The sequence below is a fragment of the Gilvimarinus xylanilyticus genome (assembly GCF_024195295.1).
Lineage (GTDB): Bacteria > Pseudomonadota > Gammaproteobacteria > Pseudomonadales > Cellvibrionaceae > Gilvimarinus > Gilvimarinus xylanilyticus.
This window is the reverse complement of sequence record NZ_JAMFTH010000001.1, coordinates 1431578-1449866: the sequence shown is the minus strand read 5'-3', so window position 1 is coordinate 1449866 and position 18289 is coordinate 1431578. Positions and strand designations below refer to the sequence as shown.

General features: G+C 56.3%; 16 protein-coding genes. 12 read left to right on the top strand and 4 right to left on the bottom strand.

Annotation, left to right across the window (positions count from 1 at the left end):
• Window position 1: 1 nt before the first annotated feature.
• The gene (gene dapE, locus M6D89_RS06285; protein ID WP_253967170.1) at window positions 2-1132 is read right to left on the bottom strand and encodes a succinyl-diaminopimelate desuccinylase; all 1131 of its coding nucleotides are present in this window, start codon (window positions 1130-1132) and stop codon (window positions 2-4) included.
• A 220-nt stretch (window positions 1133-1352) separates the two neighbouring features.
• Here dapE and lepA point away from each other — a divergent pair, with 220 nt between their 5' ends.
• The 6 genes from lepA to recO are packed head-to-tail and all read left to right on the top strand — an operon-like array spanning window position 1353 to window position 6867.
• Entirely contained in the window at window positions 1353-3170 is a 1818-nt protein-coding gene (gene lepA, locus M6D89_RS06280; protein ID WP_253967169.1) for a translation elongation factor 4, read from the top strand.
• A 60-nt stretch (window positions 3171-3230) separates the two neighbouring features.
• On the top strand, window positions 3231-4091 hold the full coding sequence (gene lepB, locus M6D89_RS06275) for a signal peptidase I (RefSeq protein WP_253967168.1): 861 nt from the start codon (window positions 3231-3233) through the stop codon (window positions 4089-4091).
• 48 nt (window positions 4092-4139) lie between these two features.
• Window positions 4140-4556 carry a DUF4845 domain-containing protein gene (locus M6D89_RS06270; protein WP_253967167.1) on the top strand — a complete coding sequence of 139 codons (417 nt, stop codon included), beginning with the start codon at window positions 4140-4142 and terminating at the stop codon, window positions 4554-4556.
• Window positions 4553-5233, top strand: coding sequence for a ribonuclease III (rnc, locus tag M6D89_RS06265; RefSeq protein ID WP_253967166.1), 681 nt, complete (start codon window positions 4553-4555; stop codon window positions 5231-5233). Before M6D89_RS06270 ends, rnc begins: the two co-directional genes overlap by 4 nt.
• 11 nt (window positions 5234-5244) lie before the next feature.
• On the top strand, window positions 5245-6144 hold the full coding sequence (gene era, locus M6D89_RS06260) for a GTPase Era (RefSeq protein ID WP_253967165.1): 900 nt from the start codon (window positions 5245-5247) through the stop codon (window positions 6142-6144).
• Window positions 6145-6156: 12 nt separating this feature from the next.
• A complete protein-coding gene (gene recO / locus M6D89_RS06255; protein WP_253967164.1) occupies window positions 6157-6867 on the top strand; it encodes a DNA repair protein RecO in 711 nt (236 codons plus the stop codon).
• 259 nt (window positions 6868-7126) lie between these two features.
• On the opposite strand, the gene M6D89_RS06250 is transcribed toward recO, so the two are convergent.
• Window positions 7127-9883: a response regulator gene (locus tag M6D89_RS06250; protein WP_253967163.1), complete on the bottom strand. Its 2757-nt coding sequence runs from the start codon at window positions 9881-9883 to the stop codon at window positions 7127-7129.
• Window positions 9884-10003: 120 nt separating this feature from the next.
• Here M6D89_RS06250 and cysM point away from each other — a divergent pair, with 120 nt between their 5' ends.
• The 4 genes from cysM to M6D89_RS06230 all read left to right on the top strand — a co-directional run bounded on the left by cysM (window position 10004) and on the right by M6D89_RS06230 (window position 14773).
• The gene (gene cysM, locus M6D89_RS06245; RefSeq protein WP_253967162.1) at window positions 10004-10909 is read left to right on the top strand and encodes a cysteine synthase CysM; all 906 of its coding nucleotides are present in this window, start codon (window positions 10004-10006) and stop codon (window positions 10907-10909) included.
• On the top strand, window positions 10890-12242 hold the full coding sequence (rlmD, locus tag M6D89_RS06240; RefSeq protein WP_253967161.1) for a 23S rRNA (uracil(1939)-C(5))-methyltransferase RlmD: 1353 nt from the start codon (window positions 10890-10892) through the stop codon (window positions 12240-12242). Before cysM ends, rlmD begins: the two co-directional genes overlap by 20 nt.
• A 78-nt stretch (window positions 12243-12320) precedes the next feature.
• Window positions 12321-13910, top strand: coding sequence for an ExeA family protein (locus M6D89_RS06235; protein ID WP_253967160.1), 1590 nt, complete (start codon window positions 12321-12323; stop codon window positions 13908-13910).
• Window positions 13910-14773: a general secretion pathway protein GspB gene (locus tag M6D89_RS06230; protein ID WP_253967159.1), complete on the top strand. Its 864-nt coding sequence runs from the start codon at window positions 13910-13912 to the stop codon at window positions 14771-14773. Before M6D89_RS06235 ends, M6D89_RS06230 begins: the two co-directional genes overlap by 1 nt.
• A gap of 29 nt (window positions 14774-14802) precedes the next feature.
• On the opposite strand, the gene M6D89_RS06225 is transcribed toward M6D89_RS06230, so the two are convergent.
• The gene (locus tag M6D89_RS06225) at window positions 14803-15399 is read right to left on the bottom strand and encodes a DapH/DapD/GlmU-related protein (RefSeq protein ID WP_253967158.1); all 597 of its coding nucleotides are present in this window, start codon (window positions 15397-15399) and stop codon (window positions 14803-14805) included.
• 460 nt (window positions 15400-15859) lie between these two features.
• Here M6D89_RS06225 and M6D89_RS06220 point away from each other — a divergent pair, with 460 nt between their 5' ends.
• Together M6D89_RS06220 and M6D89_RS06215 are read left to right on the top strand one after the other, a co-directional pair.
• Window positions 15860-16534, top strand: a complete 675-nt coding sequence (locus M6D89_RS06220) for a TIGR01621 family pseudouridine synthase (RefSeq protein WP_253967157.1) — start codon at window positions 15860-15862, stop codon at window positions 16532-16534.
• Entirely contained in the window at window positions 16519-17994 is a 1476-nt protein-coding gene (locus tag M6D89_RS06215) for an alpha/beta hydrolase (protein ID WP_253967156.1), read from the top strand. Before M6D89_RS06220 ends, M6D89_RS06215 begins: the two co-directional genes overlap by 16 nt.
• On the opposite strand, the gene ppnP is transcribed toward M6D89_RS06215, so the two are convergent.
• On the bottom strand, window positions 17991-18275 hold the full coding sequence (ppnP, locus tag M6D89_RS06210; RefSeq protein WP_253967155.1) for a pyrimidine/purine nucleoside phosphorylase: 285 nt from the start codon (window positions 18273-18275) through the stop codon (window positions 17991-17993). The genes M6D89_RS06215 and ppnP overlap by 4 nt on opposite strands.
• Between the last annotated feature and the right edge of the window lie 14 nt (window positions 18276-18289).

The window sequence follows — 18289 nt, the reverse complement described above, 5'->3', positions numbered from 1 at the left end:
GTTAAGTCAGCAAGTTTTCCAGAGTGCGGCGATAGGCTTGAGTTAGCTGCTCCAACTCTTGCGCGCCAATGCGCTCATTGAGCTTGTGAATGGTGGCGTTTATCGGCCCCAACTCTACCACCTGAGCGCCCGTAGGCGCGATAAAGCGACCATCTGAGGTGCCGCCGCTGGTGGAGAGCTCGGGGCGGTAACCGGTGGTATCTTCCACGGCTTTGACGACGGCATCTACCAGCGAACCCTCGGCGGTCAGAAAGGGCTGGCCACTCAGTTTCCAGGTCAGCTCGTAGTTGAGTCCGTGGCGGTTCAGTATGGCTTCGGTGCGTTCGCGCAGCTCGGCCTCGGTCACCTCGGTTGAGAAGCGAAAGTTAAACACCACATGGGCTTCGCCAGGAATTACATTGGTGGCACCGGTGCCCGCATTGAGATTGGATACCTGAAAGCTGGTGGCCGGGAAAAAATCATTGCCCTGGTCCCACTCGGTGGCGGCCAACTCGGTTAATGCCGGTGCCAGAGTGTGAATAGGGTTCTCGGCCAGATGCGGGTAGGCCACATGCCCCTGAACTCCTTTTACCGTCAGCTCGGCGCCCAGCGAGCCGCGCCGCCCGTTTTTAATGACATCGCCCAACTTATGGGTGCTGGAGGGTTCGCCCACGATACACCAGTCGATCTGTTCGCCCTGTTGCTGCAGCCACTCAACCACTTTAACCGTACCGTTATCGGCCGGTCCCTCTTCATCGCTGGTAATCAAAAAGCCAATACGGCCGGTGTGATTGGGGTGTTGGGCGACGAACTCTTCGCAGGCCACCACCATTGAGGCCAGCGAGCCTTTCATATCGGCCGCGCCGCGCCCGCACAGCATGCCGTCCACAATGCAGGGTTCGAACGGGGGGTATTGCCATTGCGCCTCGGGGCCGGTGGGGACGACATCGGTGTGCCCGGCGAAGGCCAGTAAAGGTCCCGAATCACCGCGCACCGCCCAAAAGTTGTCTACCTCGCCAAAGGGAAGTTTGTGTAAGGTAAAACCTATGGCTTGCAGGCGCTCCATCATCAACGCCTGACACCCGGCGTCTTCGGGCGTGACAGAGTGGCGGGCAATCAAGTCGCAGGCGAGCGTTAGGGTAGGAGAGGTCATGGGCGGTCCGCTTAAAATAGGTGGTTTGAGTTGGGGGCGCGATTTTAGCAAATACCGGCGTTTAGCGCTAAACCCCTGGGCATGTCATAGCATGGGGCAGGCAAATAAGCTAAACTTGCCGCTTTTGCGCACGCCCCGCGTACCGCACAGTTCACCGCTGCGGGCGGGATCGACAATTTTCGCCGCCGGCGCCCAGCGCCCGCGCATGAGTTGAGACCGAATGTCAGATAGTACGAACCCTAAAGAAATCAGCCACATCCGCAACTTCTCCATTATTGCCCATATCGACCACGGCAAATCCACGATTGCGGATCGATTTATTCAGTTGTGTGGCGGCTTGACCGACCGGGAAATGGCCGCTCAAGTGCTCGATTCCATGGACCTGGAGCGCGAGCGCGGTATTACCATTAAAGCCCAAAGCGTCACCCTCGATTATAAAGCCCGCGACGGCGAGACTTATCAGCTCAACTTTATTGATACCCCGGGGCACGTGGACTTCTCCTACGAAGTATCCCGCTCGCTGTCTGCCTGTGAAGGCGCGCTGCTGGTGGTGGATGCCGCCCAAGGCGTTGAGGCGCAATCGGTGGCCAACTGCTATACCGCGATTGAGCAGGGGCTGGAAGTCATCCCGGTACTCAACAAAATGGACTTGCCCCAGGCCGAGCCGGACCGGGTGGCGCAGGAAATTGAAGATGTGATTGGCATTGATGCCACCGAAGCGGTGCGCTGCAGCGCCAAGTCGGGCCTGGGTATTGAAGACGTTCTGGAAGAGCTGGTGCGCTTGGTGCCGCCGCCGGTGGGCGATCGCGATGCGCCCCTGCAGGCGCTGATTATCGATTCCTGGTTCGACAACTATATGGGCGTGGTGTCGTTGGTGCGGGTCACCCAGGGCACCTTGCGGGTCAAAGATAAAATCTTTACCAAGTCGATCGGCAAAGCCCATGTGGTGGACAGTGTGGGTGTCTTTAATCCCAAGCTGACCAAACTCAAAGAGTTAAAAGCCGGTGAGGTAGGTTTTATTGTCGCCGGTATTAAAGATATTCAGGGCGCTCCGGTGGGCGATACCATTATCTCCAGCACCCACCCGGATACCGAGGCCTTGCCCGGTTTCCAAAAAGTGAAGCCCCAGGTGTACGCGGGTATGTTCCCGGTAAGCTCGGACGATTTTGAAAACTTCCGCGAAGCCCTGCAAAAGCTAACCCTGAACGATGCCTCGCTGTTTTTCGAGCCCGAAAGCTCCGACGCCCTGGGCTTTGGTTTTCGTTGCGGCTTTTTGGGTATGCTCCATATGGAGATTATCCAGGAGCGACTCGAGCGCGAATACGACCTGGACTTAATCACCACCGCTCCCACCGTGGTCTACGAAATTGTGACCACCAAGGGCGAGACTATTTACGTGGATAATCCCTCTTCGCTGCCTGACTTGGGTTCCATTGAAGAGATGCGCGAGCCGATTGTCGAGGCCAGCATCTTAGTGCCTCAGGAACATTTGGGTGCGGTGATTACCCTGTGCGCCGAAAAGCGCGGCATGCAGCGCGATATGCACTATATGGGCAATCAGGTGTCGGTGCGTTACGACATGCCCATGAACGAAGTGGTAATGGATTTCTTTGATCGCTTAAAATCCGTCAGCCGTGGCTTTGCTTCGCTCGATTACAGTTTCTCGCGTTTTGAGGCCGCCAACTTGGTGCGTCTGGATGTGCTGATTAACGGCGACCGGGTCGATGCCTTGGCTCTGATCGTCCACCGCGATCACGCCCAGAGTATTGGTCGCAACCTCACCGATAAAATGAAAGAGCTGATTCCCCGGCAGATGTTCGATGTCGCCATTCAGGCGGCTATTGGCGGCAATGTGGTGGCGCGCTCTACGGTGAAGGCCCTGCGCAAAAACGTAACCGCTAAATGCTATGGTGGCGACGCCTCGCGTAAGAAGAAGCTGTTGCAGAAGCAAAAAGAAGGTAAAAAACGAATGAAGCAGGTGGGTAATGTAGAAATTCCCCAGTCTGCTTTCCTGGCGGTGCTGCAGGTTGATAATTAAGCGCGCAGATACACTCTTCCGCACCGATACAAGGCTCAGAGTTAACAACAAGGCGAATACATGGAAAATATTAACCTGCCCCTAATTCTTACCATTGGGGTGTTTTTGACGGGGTTAGTGTGGCTGTTCGATGCGCTGGTGCTGGCCGGTCCGCGCAAACGTAAAATAGCCGCCGCCAAAGCGCAGTTTGACGAGCAAAATCTAGGCGATACCGATAGCGAAAACTACAAGCTTTACCATCGCGCGGTGGGCGAGGCGAGTCGCGAGCCGGTGATTGTTGAATACAGTAAGTCGTTCTTTCCGGTGCTACTGGTGGTGTTTGTGCTGCGCTCGTTTGTCGCCGAACCCTTCCAGATTCCCTCGGGCTCGATGGAGCCCACTCTGGATGTGGGCGACTTTATTTTGGTGAACAAGTACACCTATGGCTTGCGCCTGCCGGTAATCAACAAAAAAATTATTCCCGTTAACGACCCCGAGCGCGGCGATGTGATGGTGTTTTTTCCGCCGCATCTGCCCGATACCTACTACATTAAGCGGGTGATTGGTCTGCCCGGAGATCACATTGAGTACAACGACCATCAGCTGCTTATCAATGGCGAGCCGGTGGATGAAAAGCTCGAAGCCGTGCTGCCACCCCAGCGCCCGCAATTTCGCTTGGTTAAAGAAACCTTGGGTGAGCACACCTTTACCGCCCGCAAGTATTTGCGTCCCGGCCGCTACAGCCAACGCGGCAGCTGGCAGGTGCCGGAAGGGCATTACTTTATGGTGGGCGATAACCGTGACAACAGCTTTGATAGTCGCGGCTGGGACGATCCCTTTGTCCCCGAAGACCAAATCGTGGGTAAAGCCGTAGCCGTTTGGATGCACTGGGACTCGCTGTTCAGCTTGCCCAGCTTTGATCGAGTGGGTGCGATTGATTAGTGATAACCTAGGTTATACTAAAAGAAACTTAAGCAGAGGATAGCGAGTATGCGTACAGGTTCATCACAACGAGGGTTGTCATCAATCGGTTGGCTACTGGTGATCGTGCTGGTCGCATTTTTTGGTATGTGTGCGGCCAAGTTGGTGCCGGTATATGTTGAAAATTACTACATTGTTAACGGTTTTAAAGCCCTGGCCGATGAGGGCGAGTCCTTAAAACGCATGAGCAAAAGCGAAATTACCCGCCGCCTGGAAAGCTATTACAGTATTAACGGCGTTCGCAGCCCACAAGCGCGCGAGCTTGAGTTTGTTCAGGGCAGCAAGGGGATTATCGTGGTCAATCAATACGAGACCCGAGTGCCGCTAATGGCCAATATTGATGTGATGCTTCGCTTTCATAATGTATTGGACAGCTCGCGCCCCGAAGAATGTTGCGACGCCCCGGAAAATAGTGACAAAAAGTGAGTGAGATTTTATTAACCCGGTTGCAGCAGCGCCTGGGCTATCAATTTGCCGATACACAAGCGCTCACCCTGGCCCTTAGCCACCGCAGTGTAGGGGCGCAAAACAACGAGCGATTAGAGTTTTTGGGCGATTCCATCGTCAATTTTTTAATCGCCGAGGCCTTATTTGGCAAATTTCCGCAAGCTCGCGAAGGGCAGCTGAGCCGTTTGCGTGCGCAGTTGGTAAAAGGCGAGACGCTGGCGGAGCTGGCACGGGAATTTGAGCTGGGTGATTGTTTACAGTTGGGCGAAGGTGAGATGAAAAGCGGCGGTAAGCGCCGCGACTCCATCCTTGCTGACGCGGTTGAAGCGATTATTGGCGCTATCTATCGCGAGGCTGGTCTTGAGGTCTGTCGCCAGCGAGTCTTGCAGTGGTACGCCAGCCGATTGACGGCCCTTAGCCTGGATACCCCCGCCAAAGACGCCAAAACCCGTTTGCAGGAATACTTACAGTCCAAGCGCGAGCCGCTGCCGGATTATCAAGTGGTTGAGGTCAATGGGGAAGCCCACGCTCAGACATTCACCATTGAGTGCCATGTATCCCTTTTACCTCAGCCCGAGCGTGCCAGCGCCAGCAGTCGCCGGGCGGCCGAGAAACAAAGTGCATCCCAGGCGTTAAAACGTCTGGGCGTGGTTTAACCGGAGACCCTATGACCGATTCCAATACCCGCTGTGGTTATGTAGCCATTGTCGGTCGCCCCAATGTGGGAAAATCTACCTTGCTGAACCATTTACTGGGCCAGAAGGTGAGCATCACTTCGCGCAAACCGCAAACCACCCGCAATAACGTTACCGGCATTCTCACCGAAGGGAATGATCAAGTGGTGTTTGTGGATACCCCGGGGCAACACAAAAACGAGCCCCGCGCGATTAACCGCTATATGAATCGCGCCGCGGGCTCGGCCATGAAAGATGTGGACTTAGTCATTTTTGTGGTGGATCGTCTGGCCTTTACCGAAGAAGATGAAATGGTCGCGCAACGGCTGGAGTCCTCGCGCTCGCCCATTATTCTGGCGGTTAACAAGGTCGATAAAATTGAGGATAAAAACACGCTTTTGCCACATCTTCAGGTGCTGTCCGAGCGGCTTAAGGCGGACCAGATTGTGCCTATGTCGGCGCTGCGCGGCACTAATTTAGATCGCCTTAAAGAAGTGATTTTAAGCTACATGCCCACAGGTCCCCACTTTTTTGCCGAGGACCAAATTACCGATCGCTCGGCACGTTTTATGGTGGCCGAGATTGTGCGTGAAAAAATTACCCGCCAACTGGGCGATGAGTTGCCTCACCAGATGGCGGTAGAAATTGAAGAGTATAAGCACGACGGTAAAACCCTGCATATAGGCGCGGTGATACTGGTGGAGCGCGATGGCCAAAAGCGTATCTTGATTGGTAACAAAGGCGACCGCATAAAGCAGATCGGTCAGCAGGCGCGCCAGGATATGGAAAAGCTGCTGGAGCAAAAGATCATGCTGCGCCTCTGGGTCAAAGTAAAATCTGGTTGGTCCGATGACGAGCGCGCCCTGCGCAGTCTGGGCTACGACGACCTGTAACGGTTTTTCGTTATGCAGCGGGTCGAGCTGGAACAGGCCTATATTATTCATACCCGCCCCTATCGCGATACCAGCATTATCGCTCACTGCCTGACCCGTCAGCATGGCATGATTGGGGCTGTGGTGCGTGGTCAGCGGCAAAAGAAAAATGCCCATCGCTCCCTGATTAACCCTTTTATACCGCTACTGGTGTCAATGCAGGGCAAGGGCAGTTTGCTGCTGATGACTCACTTTGAGGCCAGTGGCTTGCGCCATTTTCTGCAAGGCCCGGCGCTGTATTCCGGCCTTTACCTTAATGAGCTATTGCTGCGCTTATTGCCCGAGGGCGATGCCCACCCCCAAGTGTTTACCGCCTATCAGGATGCCGTCCAGTCACTGGCCCAGAGCGCGGAGATTGAGCCCGTATTGCGCGGGTTTGAATATCGTTTATTGCAGGAGTTGGGGGTGGGGATTAACTGGAGCCACTGCGCCGCCAGTGGTGAGGCTATCGAACCCGAGGCCTGGTACCGGCTCGACCCCGAGGCTGGGTTTATCAAGTGCGTAAACCCTCCGGCGGGGCTGGCGGTTCTGAAGGGCGCGGATATTCTCGCGGTTAGTTATCATGGGGAAGATTCGGTGGTGGCCAAGCGAACCGCCAAACGTGTGAATCGCCAATTGCTGGAGCACTTACTAGGGGCAAAACCCCTGCGCTCACGCGAGCTGTTCAGGCAGGTAAATCGTTGAATAGCCCGCTAGGGCCTGTTTACGCTAATTAAGTGCGCCTGCTGGAAGCCAGTTTTGTTTCCAGCTAGGCGCCGTGAGCGAAGTTTGGTTACTCCAAATAAGCGATCGGCAACAACGCTGGGGACAAAACTGGCTCCAGCCCTTCGGGTTGCGGCTAAAAATCCGCCACCCTGCGTTGCTCGTCGTTCATTTGGAGTGACCAAACCACTCTCCTCGCGCCTTGATTGACGAACTTTTAGTCACAACAGGCTGCATTTAATTAGCGTAAACAGGCCCTAATATCATTTTGCTTTCCCCAGTCAATCAATTGATCAATGGCTGTATTTAAGCTGGTAAGCATATGGCCCAGGGCGTCGGTTTCCCGGGCCTGTAGGGTTTTATCAATCAAACCTGCCAAGCTGCGCAAATGGGGCACGCCGGTGTAACAGCTGCTGCCGTAGAGCTTGTGAATTTGTTCTTGCAGTTGCGCCCAGTTCTGCGCCTTAAAGGCGTCGTTAATTTTCTTTTTCTCATCGGACAGCGAGTCGATCAGCATGCGCAGCATATCCTCGGCCAATTCAACTTTTTGATTCGCCAGGCTCAAACACTGCGACAGGTTTACCGGTCCGCTGCTGTGGTTTTGTGGTGTGGGTGGCGTAGTGGGAAATCGGGGCTCATTAATCGCCTGGGGCTGATGGAGCCGAGTCCAGCGCGAGAGTGTGTGCGCCAGCTGTTCTTCAGACACGGGCTTGCGGATACAGTCGTCCATCCCCGCCAACAATAGCTCTGTTTTCTGCTCGGTCATTGAGTGAGCGGTAAGCGCCACCACCGGGGTTCGGTGCTCGGTGTTTTCCATAGCGCGAAGTTTTGCCGTGGTCTGCAAGCCATCCATGCCCGGCATTTGAATGTCCATTAAGACAATATCAAACGTTTGTTCGGTGAATTTTTCGAGAGCTTGTTCCCCGGATTTTGCGGGGGTTACTTCGGCGCCCAAGTCTGTTAAGAATTCGGTGGTCAGTTGTAAGTTGGCCTCGTTATCGTCAACCAGCAAAACCCGGCAAGGCTTTTCTTGGCTGGTTTGTGGAAAGGTGGTGGGGTGGTGCAGGTCGATGTCCAGGGTTCGGCATATGGCCTGCAGTAGTGGCTCTTGCGCCAAGGGTTTTGCCAGAATTTCCAGCGAGGTATCGGTGACATGTTCGCTGAACAGCGCTTTGTGGGTGGCGGTGCAGCAGACAATCAATTTGCAGGAAAATTCGCTGGCGAACTGCCCGGCCAGATTATCTAACAGTGCCGGAGGCAGTTGGCGCTCGTCGGGCGCCACATCCAGTAAAATTAATTCATAGGACTCCCCCGAGTGTTGTTTGCTACGCAGGGCGGTAAACGCGTCGTGAATGGAGTTGATGCGATGGCAGTCGGCGCCCCAGCCTTCAGCCAGGTTGGCCAGCTGGCGGTAGCCGTTATCAATAGTGGCGCAGATTAAAAATCGCTTGCGTTTAAAGTAGAGCTCGTCGCTGGCGGCGTAATGTGGGTCGACACCCAGATCGGCGGTAAACCAAAAGGTTGCGCCGCGGTCCTGCTGGCTGTCGACCCCCACCTGGCCGTTCATTCGATTCACCAGGCCTTTGCAGATGGCAAGTCCGAGGCCGGTTCCCCCATGCTCGCGCGAGGTCGACGTGTCCGCCTGCGAAAACGCGGCAAACAACTGGGATTGTTGTGCATCGCTTAAGCCTATACCTTCGTCGCTGACGCAGCCTTTTACGGTGACTCGGTTTTCGCTAAAACGCTCCAGTTTAAACTCCACCGTGATTGTGCCGCGTTCGCTGAATTTAATCGCGTTGTTCAGTAGGTTGGTTAAAATTTGCGTCAAGCGCAGCGGGTCGCCCATTAATTGCGGGGGAATATTTTTATCCACGATCATGAGAATCTGCAGGTTTTTCTCCCGCGCCTGGGGGCTGACATTATCGACGGCCGCCTCGACAACTTGGCGCAGGGGCAGGGGCACATAGTCCAGCTCAATTTTTCCCGATTCGATTTTGGAAAAATCCAGAATATCGTTAATGACTGTAAGCAGATTTTGCGCCGAGTCGTGAATGGTTTGTACATAGCCGCGCTGGGTGTCATTCAGGGGTGATTTAAGCGCGAGATTACTAAACCCAATAATGCCATTGAGGGGCGTGCGAATTTCGTGGCTGGTGTTGGCGAGAAACTCAGACTTAATCTGACTGGCGGTCAGAGCTTCTTTGCGCGCCATGTCCAGTTCGATGTTTTGAATCTCAATGGTTTCCAGGGTTTCGCGCAAGTCCTCCATCGACTGTTCAATATGCACCTGAATGTCATTTTGCGCCTGCTCTTCGGTCGCGGCTAGGGCGTTGACATGTTGTGCGAGCTGCTCGAACTCGTAGGCAAACTCGCCCTTCACCCGGGTATGCAAATGCCCCTCGCAAAGACTTCTGATAGCGTCGCTCAAAAGGCTAATAGGCCGCACAATGTTGCCGTGCAGTTTAAGCGCAAAAAGTCCCGCCAAAATCAGACAGGCAATGGTGGCTATCACCACAATCAGCAAGGTTTGATAAATGGTGACCCAATAGGAAGACAGAACCAGTTCGAGCTCCAAAATGCCCTGGGGGTCGGTGCCATCGCCTTTGACGATGGGGTAGGAGAAGCGCGCTGAGTAGTTGGTATAGGCGGCCTTGGCTTGCCCGGCGTGGGGCGGCGCCTCTTTTTGCACGGGTAAAAAGCGCGGACCAAAATGTTGGCTTAGTTGATTTTGCTCATCTTCCACATGAATGGCGCGAATCATCGGCTCTTCGAGGGTGGACAGTAGCAGTTGTTGCAGCAATTCGGGGTTGTGATGGCGAATGGCAATATAAGCCAGGTGGGCGGTTTTCTCCGCCAGAGCCCGGCCGCGTTGATCCACAAATCGATCCAGGCTGCCGAGATATAAAAAGGTCAGGGTGGCCGATAACAGCAAGGTGATGCTGATGGCGGGCAATAGAATTAGACGCCAGAGCTCTGTTTTTACACTGTTCTTCTTCATTCTCTCTCGTACAGGTCTGAGCCACTAAGGGCCTAAGAATTTATCGCCAATTGATAGTTTAACGGCAGCTCCTTAGAATAGTCGGCTTTTGCGCGCGGCTGCAAGCTGTCAGAGGTCCTCATGGAGTTTCCAACAATCGATACCTGGGTGGGCAACACGCCCCTGGTCCGGGCACAGCGCCTGCTTGACCCCAAAAGCAGTAATACCTTGTTGTTGAAGCTTGAGGGCAACAATCCGGCCGGTTCGGTGAAAGACCGGCCCGCCTTGTCGATGATTAACCGCGCCGAGGCGCGCGGCGATATTAAGCCCGGCGATCGGTTAATTGAGGCCACCAGTGGCAACACCGGTATCGCCCTGGCGATGGTGGCCGCGATTAAGGGCTACCCCCTCACTTTGATTATGCCCAATAACAGCACTGAAGAGCGCAAAGCCTCTATGGCCGCCTACGGCGCCCGGCTTATTTTGGTGAGCAAAGAGCAGGGTATGGAGGGCGCGCGCGATCTCGCTCTTAAAATGCAGGCGGATGGCGAGGGTCGGGTGCTGGATCAGTTTGGTAACCTGGATAACCCCGAGGCGCATTATAGCGGAACCGGCCCCGAAATCTGGCAGCAGAGCCACGGCAAGGTGACTCATTTTGTCAGTTCAATGGGGACTACGGGAACCATTATGGGCGTTTCGCGCTATCTTAAAGAGCAGAACCCGGCCGTGGAGATTATCGGCCTACAGCCTGAAGACGGCGCCAGTATACCCGGTATTCGCCGCTGGCCCGAGGCCTACCTGCCCGAGATTTACGATAAAAGCAGGGTCGACCGAATCGTCAGCATGTCTCAGGCGCGGGCCGAGCAAACCATGCGCCTGCTGGCACGCCGCGAGGGGATTTTTTGCGGTGTATCCTCTGGCGGTGCGGTGGCGGCGTCACTGGATTTGGCGGAGCAGGTGGAAAATGCGGTTATCGTAGCGATTATCTGCGATCGCGGTGATCGCTATTTATCCTCGGGGCTTTTTAATGAAGCGCCACAATCCTAAACGCCGGCCGCGCCGGGCCCCGTCTTTTACCCCGCGCGAACTAGAGATTACCCCCCAGGGCACCAGCCACGACGGCCGCGCCATCGGCAAAATGGACGGTAAAACCGTGTTTATCGCCGGTGCCTTGGCGGGCGAAACGGTGCGGGTGCGCTTAACCGCCGAGCAGTCTCGTTTTGCCGAGGCGCGCACCCTAGAGGTGATTGAGTCCGCCCCCGAGCGTGTGTCGCCCCGGTGCAAACACTTTGGGGTGTGCGGCGGCTGCCAGTTGCAGTTTATGAGTCGCGAGCATCAGCTGGCGGTTAAACAACAGGCCGTGGTAGATCAGTTGCGCCGCGCCCAGGTCGAGGCGCCTGCCCAGCTGGCCGAGCCCTTGGCTGCTTCTGCCTATGGTTATCGCGCTCGCGCCCGGCTGGCGGTTAAGTTTGATCGATTGGGCGAGGTGACCTTAGGCTTTCGCCAATTTCGGGATAAACAATTGGTGGACCTGCACCAGTGTCCTATTCTGCAGCCGGCGTTAGAACCCCTGATTGCACCGCTGGGCCGTTGGCTGCAAGAACATCAACTGCAGGCGGTCACCCATATTGATTTGGCCTGCGACGATCAGGGCGCCGCTTGCGTGCTGCGCCACCTTCGCCCGCTGCCCGAACGGGCCCTAAATGACTTGGCTGAATGGGCGCAATCCCACCAAACGCGTATTTGGTTGCAGGGTGATAAAGACCCGCATCTATTGCGTGATACACAGGGCTCGCGCGTCGATCCCAGGCTCCGTTTTGCGTTACCCGAAAGTCAGCTAAGTCTCGCGTATCACCCGTCGGATTTTACTCAGGTGAATCCGGTCATTAATCGCCAAATGATTGCCCAGGCGCTTGACTGGCTCGCGCTGGAGCCCGGCCAGGTGGTAGTGGATTGTTTTTGTGGTATTGGCAATTTTACGCTGCCGTTGGCGGCGGGCGGTGCGCGCGCCATCGGGCTAGAGGCGGTGGAGTCGATGGTCGTGCGCGGGCGCGAGAATGCCGCAGCCAACCGGTTGGAAAATGCCGAGTTTATCGCCCGCGATCTGACTCAAGTCTCACTTAAGCAGGTGCTGGCGCAAACCGGATCGGTGGATGCCTTTTTGTTGGACCCGCCGCGCGCCGGCGCGCCGCAAGTGTGTGAGCAGCTCGCCGATACTGACTTAAAGCGAGTGCTGTATGTGTCCTGTAACCCCGCGACTTTGGCGCGAGATGCTAAACAGTTGGTCGACGGGGGCTTTGCCCTGACCCGGCTGGGGGTGATGGAAATGTTCCCCCAGACTTCGCATATCGAGACCATGGCGCTGTTTGAACGTCGCTAGTGCCTGAGCCTGTCTTGCGTGTATGATCGTGCTAAAGCGTGTTTCACCACGAGCGACAAAAAAGGATAAGACCAGAGCATGTACCACCAATATTTCGGTTTGACGGAACCTGCGTTTTCCATCGCCGTTAACCCGCGCTACCTGTACATGAGCAAGCAGCACAAAGACGCCCTGGCGCACCTGCTCTACGGCGTGCGCGGCGGTGGCTTTGTACTGTTAACCGGTGAAGTGGGCACGGGTAAAACCACCATTATCCGCTCGCTGCTCGAGCAGCTGCCCGAGAAAACCGACATCGCCATGGTGTTTAACCCTATGGCGGCGGTGCCGGAAATGCTGGCGATGATCTGCGACGAGCTGGGCGCCGACTATCCCAAAGATAACCCCTCGGTTAAAGCGCTGACCGACGCACTGCACCATTATTTGCTTGAGAATCACCGTCGCGGCCACAGCACGGTGCTGTTGATCGACGAGGCGCAGTTGCTGCCCCCGGAATCGCTGGAACAGATTCGCCTGCTTACCAACCTAGAAACCGACACCCAGAAACTGCTGCAGATTATTTTAGTGGGCCAGCCCGAGCTAAACACGCTGCTCGCCCAGCCGCGTTTGCGCCAATTGGCCCAGCGGATAACCGCGCGTTTTCACCTCAACCCGCTTACCTACAGTGAGACTCAGGCCTACATTGGCCACCGTTTGCAGGTGGCGGGCTTGAGCGCCGACCGCAACCCCTTCTCGCCCCAGGTGATTCGCAAAATTCACAAATTAAGCGGCGGTATCCCCCGGCGTATTAATATTTTGTGCGAGCGGGCACTGGTGGGTTTATACGGCCACAACAAAACCCGGGTGGATGGCAATATTCTGCGCATGGCGCAAAAGGAAGTGGCGGGTAATTTGGAACAAAAAAACAGGCGCCCCTGGCTTTGGCCTACACTCGCGACAATTCTGGTGATACTACTGGCTGCCGCAATACTGGTGTGGATGTTAAGTGCGAAGAATACACCCAGCGAGCCGGTCCCGGCTCCCATAGCTCCCACAGAGTCGACTAGCGAGTCCAGCCGCGCCGCGATAAATGACGCCCAGACAGATTTTATTATTCGCCGTCTCAATGAAGCGCAAACGCTGATGCTGGCGCGCTTTGGAGCCAGCGGCAATGTGAATTGTTGGCAGAGCAAAAACACGGGTCTGGAGTGCGAAACCACCCGGCTGATGACCTGGCAGGATCTAAGCAATTTTAACCGTCCGGTGGTGCTTACGCTAACCACCCCCGAACGTTTTACCGCCTACGCTGTGTTGGTAGGGCTGAGCGAGCAGGGGGCACACTTATTATCCGCGAACGGTAAGACCCTAGTGGTGGCGCAAACCGCCCTGGGGCCCATGTGGACCGGACAAGTCCAGTACGCCTGGCAGCGACCTCAAGGTTATGCGGATGCGCTTACCGTCAACGATACCGGCCCCGCGGTTGCCTGGTTGGCCCAGCAGTTTGCCCAGCTGGATCAGCAGGCTGAACCTCTGGCGAGCGATCGTTACAACCAGCCCTTGGCCCAGCGAGTAAAGTTGTTTCAGCGTTCGCAAAACCTAAAAGCCGACGGCATTGCCGGGCAGCAAACCATTATGCGGTTAAATCAGGTGCTGGGCATTGACCCGGTGTTAAGCGAAAAGGATACCGACTGATGTCATTGTTACTGGATGCTCTGCGCAAGGCCGACCGCGAGCGCTCGGCCCAGCACTCCCCGGCGGGGCTCGACTCCTACACCGCCGAATCCGACGCCTCGAGGCGCTGGCTGCCGATTGTGCTGGTACTTCTAGTGCTGGTGGTGCTGTTGTTGGGGGGCGGACTGCTTTGGTTGCTGTGGGGGGACGAGCCCGAACAAGTGACTCAGGCACCCGTCTCATCCACTACTCCGGAACCCGAGCCACCCACACCCGAGCCTCAGCCTCTGGTCCCCGTTAAAGAGCCGGCAGCCTCGGTGTCGGCTGCATCATCCAGTCAGGCCGTGGCAAGTACGGCACCCGTAGAGCCCGATGTAGAGCCCAATAGGCTAGGTGAGGCGCACCAGCCTCCGGGCGCCGAGGTGGGTGCAACCGAGCAAGCGACAAGTGCGTCCCAGGCAAGCCTGGACCCGGCGGTGGCGGAGCTATATCGGCACAAGCCTGCCGAGGAGTCTCAGCCTCAACCCCAGGCGCCCACTGTGAGTGCGGCTACCCAGCAGCCAGCGCCCCCCGCGCAAAGCGAACCGCAACCATCAGAGCCGCCGTCGGCACCGGCCAATACCCTGGCGGGCTTTCCCAATGTGGGAGGCATTCGCGCTCTGCCGCTGGCGGCTCAGAATGACATTCCCACGCTTATGTACGGCCAGCACAACTACCGCCTGGGGGGCGACAGCAGCATCGTATTAAACGGTAAAACCCTGCGCGAAGGGGACAGTTTGGGCGGCGGACTCGCCGTGGACGCGATTGTGGCTGATGGCGTTATTATGCGCTATCGCGACCACCACTTCGCGCTTAAAGCGTTGTCCAGTTGGGTGAATATGTAAATCGGTGGAATCCCTCGGCGACGAGGGGTTCAGCGCTCGCCAATTATCCGTGCCGGATTGCCAGCCACTTTAGCGCCTGCGGCTAGATCGCGGGTGACCACACTGTTCATACCCACCACGGCGCCCACACCTAGGGTCACACCATCGGTCACGCCGGTGTGACTACCCAGCCAGACGTCCTGTTTCAGTGTAATGCCCTGAGAACTAACCGGCTGTTCGCGAATCAATCGCTCGGGGTCTGTGCCGTGGTTAAAGGCAAATAAATGACAGTAGGGCGCCAGGCGAGAGTTGTCACCAATAGTAATCCCTGCGCGTCCGCCGTCCAGGGTGCAGTGATGGTTAATGGATACGCCCGCGCCCAGAGTGACCGGCCCGTGAATAACGGTATCGGCCGCAATAAAAGTATTGTCGCCAATGACAATATCGCGGCCCGGCTCGGCGAATAATTGCGCCCCCGGTGCGATAAACACATTTTCGCCCAGGGTGATGGTTTCCAGCTCACACAGCTCTTGCTGCAGGGCGTCTTGCCAGGGCTTAGCCCAAGCCAGGTGTTTGGGCTTCAGGCGGTAGTACAGCCAGGGCATATAGCTGAGGCGCCGTTTGTGTTGCTCTTGGTAATCGCGCATATCGGGTCGGGGCTTAAATTGGCGTATTGTAAGCGAGTTTCAGGGAGGCAAAAAAGTACACCGGCGGAGCAAGCTCCGCGGTGAGAATGAGGGTGAGAAGGCGTCCGCCGCGCGCAGCGCTTAGGCGGGTTGTCACCGTGACACGCGGAACCAGGGCGTGGTGAGTATGTGCGGTGGAGCATCGAGTGGACGCTCTCAGGTTACCTTCGCGTTGCCGGCTCTGTCCCTGTGCGCTTACAACGTTGGCGGCTTTCCCGTGCTTGAGTTCCGGTTGTGGTCTCACTGAAATCCGCGCTCAGTCCCTGAGTGCTGTATCCTGCTCCCTCGGATTGTATTTCAGCGTTCGCTGCCGCGAGCGGACACCTGTGATCAGTCTAGCAGCTTCGGTTTTTAAGGCCAGAGGCTGGTTAGTTTATGTTGCGATTAGCCGTTTTTTTGATACCAGCAAAAGTAATAATGCATGATTCCTATCCATTATCAGTGCGGTGATTTTGTCGTCGTGGAAAAACCGGCGGGGCTGGATTTTCACGATCATAACGGCGCCCCAGGCTTATTTAATCAGGTGCGTCAGCAATTGGGCGCCGCTGAGCTATACCCGGTGCATCGGCTGGATAAAGTCACCTCAGGCTTGGTGGTCATGGCGAAAACTGCCGCCGCCAATCGGCAGCTGTGTCAGGCCTTCGCCGAGGGTAGGGTAGAGAAAAACTACCTGGCTCTCAGTGCCAAAAAGCCCACTAAAAAACAGGGCGCGGTGGTCGGGGACATGCAGCCCGGCCGGCGAGGCGCCTGGCGCTTGTTGCGTAGCCGTGAGAACCCGGCGCGCACGGCGTTTATCTCCCGAGCTCTGCGACCCGGCGTGCGTTTATTCGTGGTCAAGCCTGTTACCGGTAAAACCCATCAAATACGGGTGGCCCTTAAAAGCGTGGGCGCTCCGATTTTAGGCGATGCCCTCTACGCGGGCGCCCCCGCCGATCGCACTTATTTACACGCCTGGCGGTTGCGTTTGCCGCTAAACGATAGCTGGCATAGCTTCCAGTTGTTGCCCGCTACCGGGGAGGAGTTCGTGCGCCCAGAGCTTGGTGCCGTGCTGAATGATTTGGGGCCGATTGAGGCATTGCCATGGCCAAAGGCGTAGCCGCTGTAATTGCTTTGTTAGGCGCTGTAGCACTGGCGATAGCCGTGTGGTTTGGCGCGCAAACATCGCCGGAGCAGACGAGTGCTGAGACCACCGGTTATCAGTATCGGGCTGCTCCCTGTAACCCCGCCTTGGCTGATTGGGAATGTGGTCAATTGCTAACACCCGATGGCTTTGAGCTGGCTGTTCGGCGGTTGGCTTATAAAGGAGAGGATAAAAAAGCGGCCCCCCTGTTCTATTTGCAGGGTGGTCCGGGGCTGGATGCCGACTTTAGCGAATCCGGCCTTCGCTATTGGGAGAGCTGGCGGGACTATGCGCAGTTAAAGCGCGACTTAATTGTGATGCAGCGCCGCGGCACCGATCCACAATCCTCGCTGCGGTGTCGCGGTGTTGAGCGCTTGGGGAAAAAGTTTTTGGCGCAGAGCATCCCCCCGGCCCAGGAGTCGCGTATTGCGAAAAAGGCATTATTGGATTGTATAGCGGCTAAGCCTTTATTCGATCCACAGGCCTTTGGAACACGCCACAACTTTGCGGATTTACAGGCCTTAATCGAGCAGCTGGGGCTCAGTCAGTTCCACCTTTTTGGGGTGTCTTACGGCAGTCGTTTGGCCATCGCGGCGGCCGCGACGCCGGGTCTGCAAACCCTGGTGCTGGATTCGGTCTATCCGCCCGACGCCGGTGGAGTAGCCAGCTGGCCCGTGGTTTTAGGGCAAGCCATTGATCGCTTTGCCAGCGCCTGCGGTTCTCAGCCTGAGTGTGTGAGTGCCTGGCAGCAGGCTTATCCCGACGTGCCTCTAAATCGCGATCAGTTTATCTCGCGTCTGCAAAGCGCCCTGGAGTATCTGGCGCGCTTGCCGGTGAAGGTCGACATTGCTTTGGATGGCTTGCCTCAGCGGGTGCTTGTCAGCGACCACCGGTTTATCGCCGCGCTTTTTGCTGCAAGCTACCGGCGCGATCGCTGGTCTTTGGCCATTCGGGCCATGGCTGGCGCTCGCAAGCGCGACCGCGAGGCTATCGCCCCATTAATCGAGCGCTACGCCAATCAAGTGGTTTCTAAAGCGGTTAACTCGCTGGCGTTTTTAGCGGTGGATTGCCGCGATAACCCAATAGGATTGGAGCGGGATTATCGCCAATTGCTGGTCCAGCGTCCCCTATTAAAACCCTACTTGGAAAGTGCTTGGCAGGATCAGATATGTCACGACTGGCCCTTGGCTGAACCCCCGCACTGGCCGCGATGGGAAAATGATGTGGGGCGTCCCAAGGTCGTGATTGTCGCCGGGGAGTTTGACCCTATTACGCCCGCCCGGTGGGCCGAGGGTTTAGCCCAGCGTTGGCCCCAGAGCCAGCTAACTCAATACTCGGGAATAGGTCACGGGGTAATGGGAGAAAAGCCCTGCGCCCTGGCGCAACTCGAGTCGGTGCTAAGTGGGCAGAGCAGGGCGTTTGCGGTGTGTGATTAGTCTTCGTACAGGCACCAGTAAGCGGTGTCTACCTCGACTTTTACGCCGAACTTCTGGTTGGCCTCAATCTCGAACTTTTCGCCGGGGCCGTAGGTGACCCATTCATCCGAGCCCGGTAGTTTTACGGTGAGAGCACCGCTGATAACCGCCATATACTCTTTCTGGCTGGTGCCAAATTCGTAATCGCCGGGGGCCATGACGCCCACGGTAGCGGGCAGCTTTTCGCCCTGAAAGGCAATGGAGGCAACCTTGCCTTCAAAGTAGTTATTGACTTCAAACATGATTGAGTCCTTAT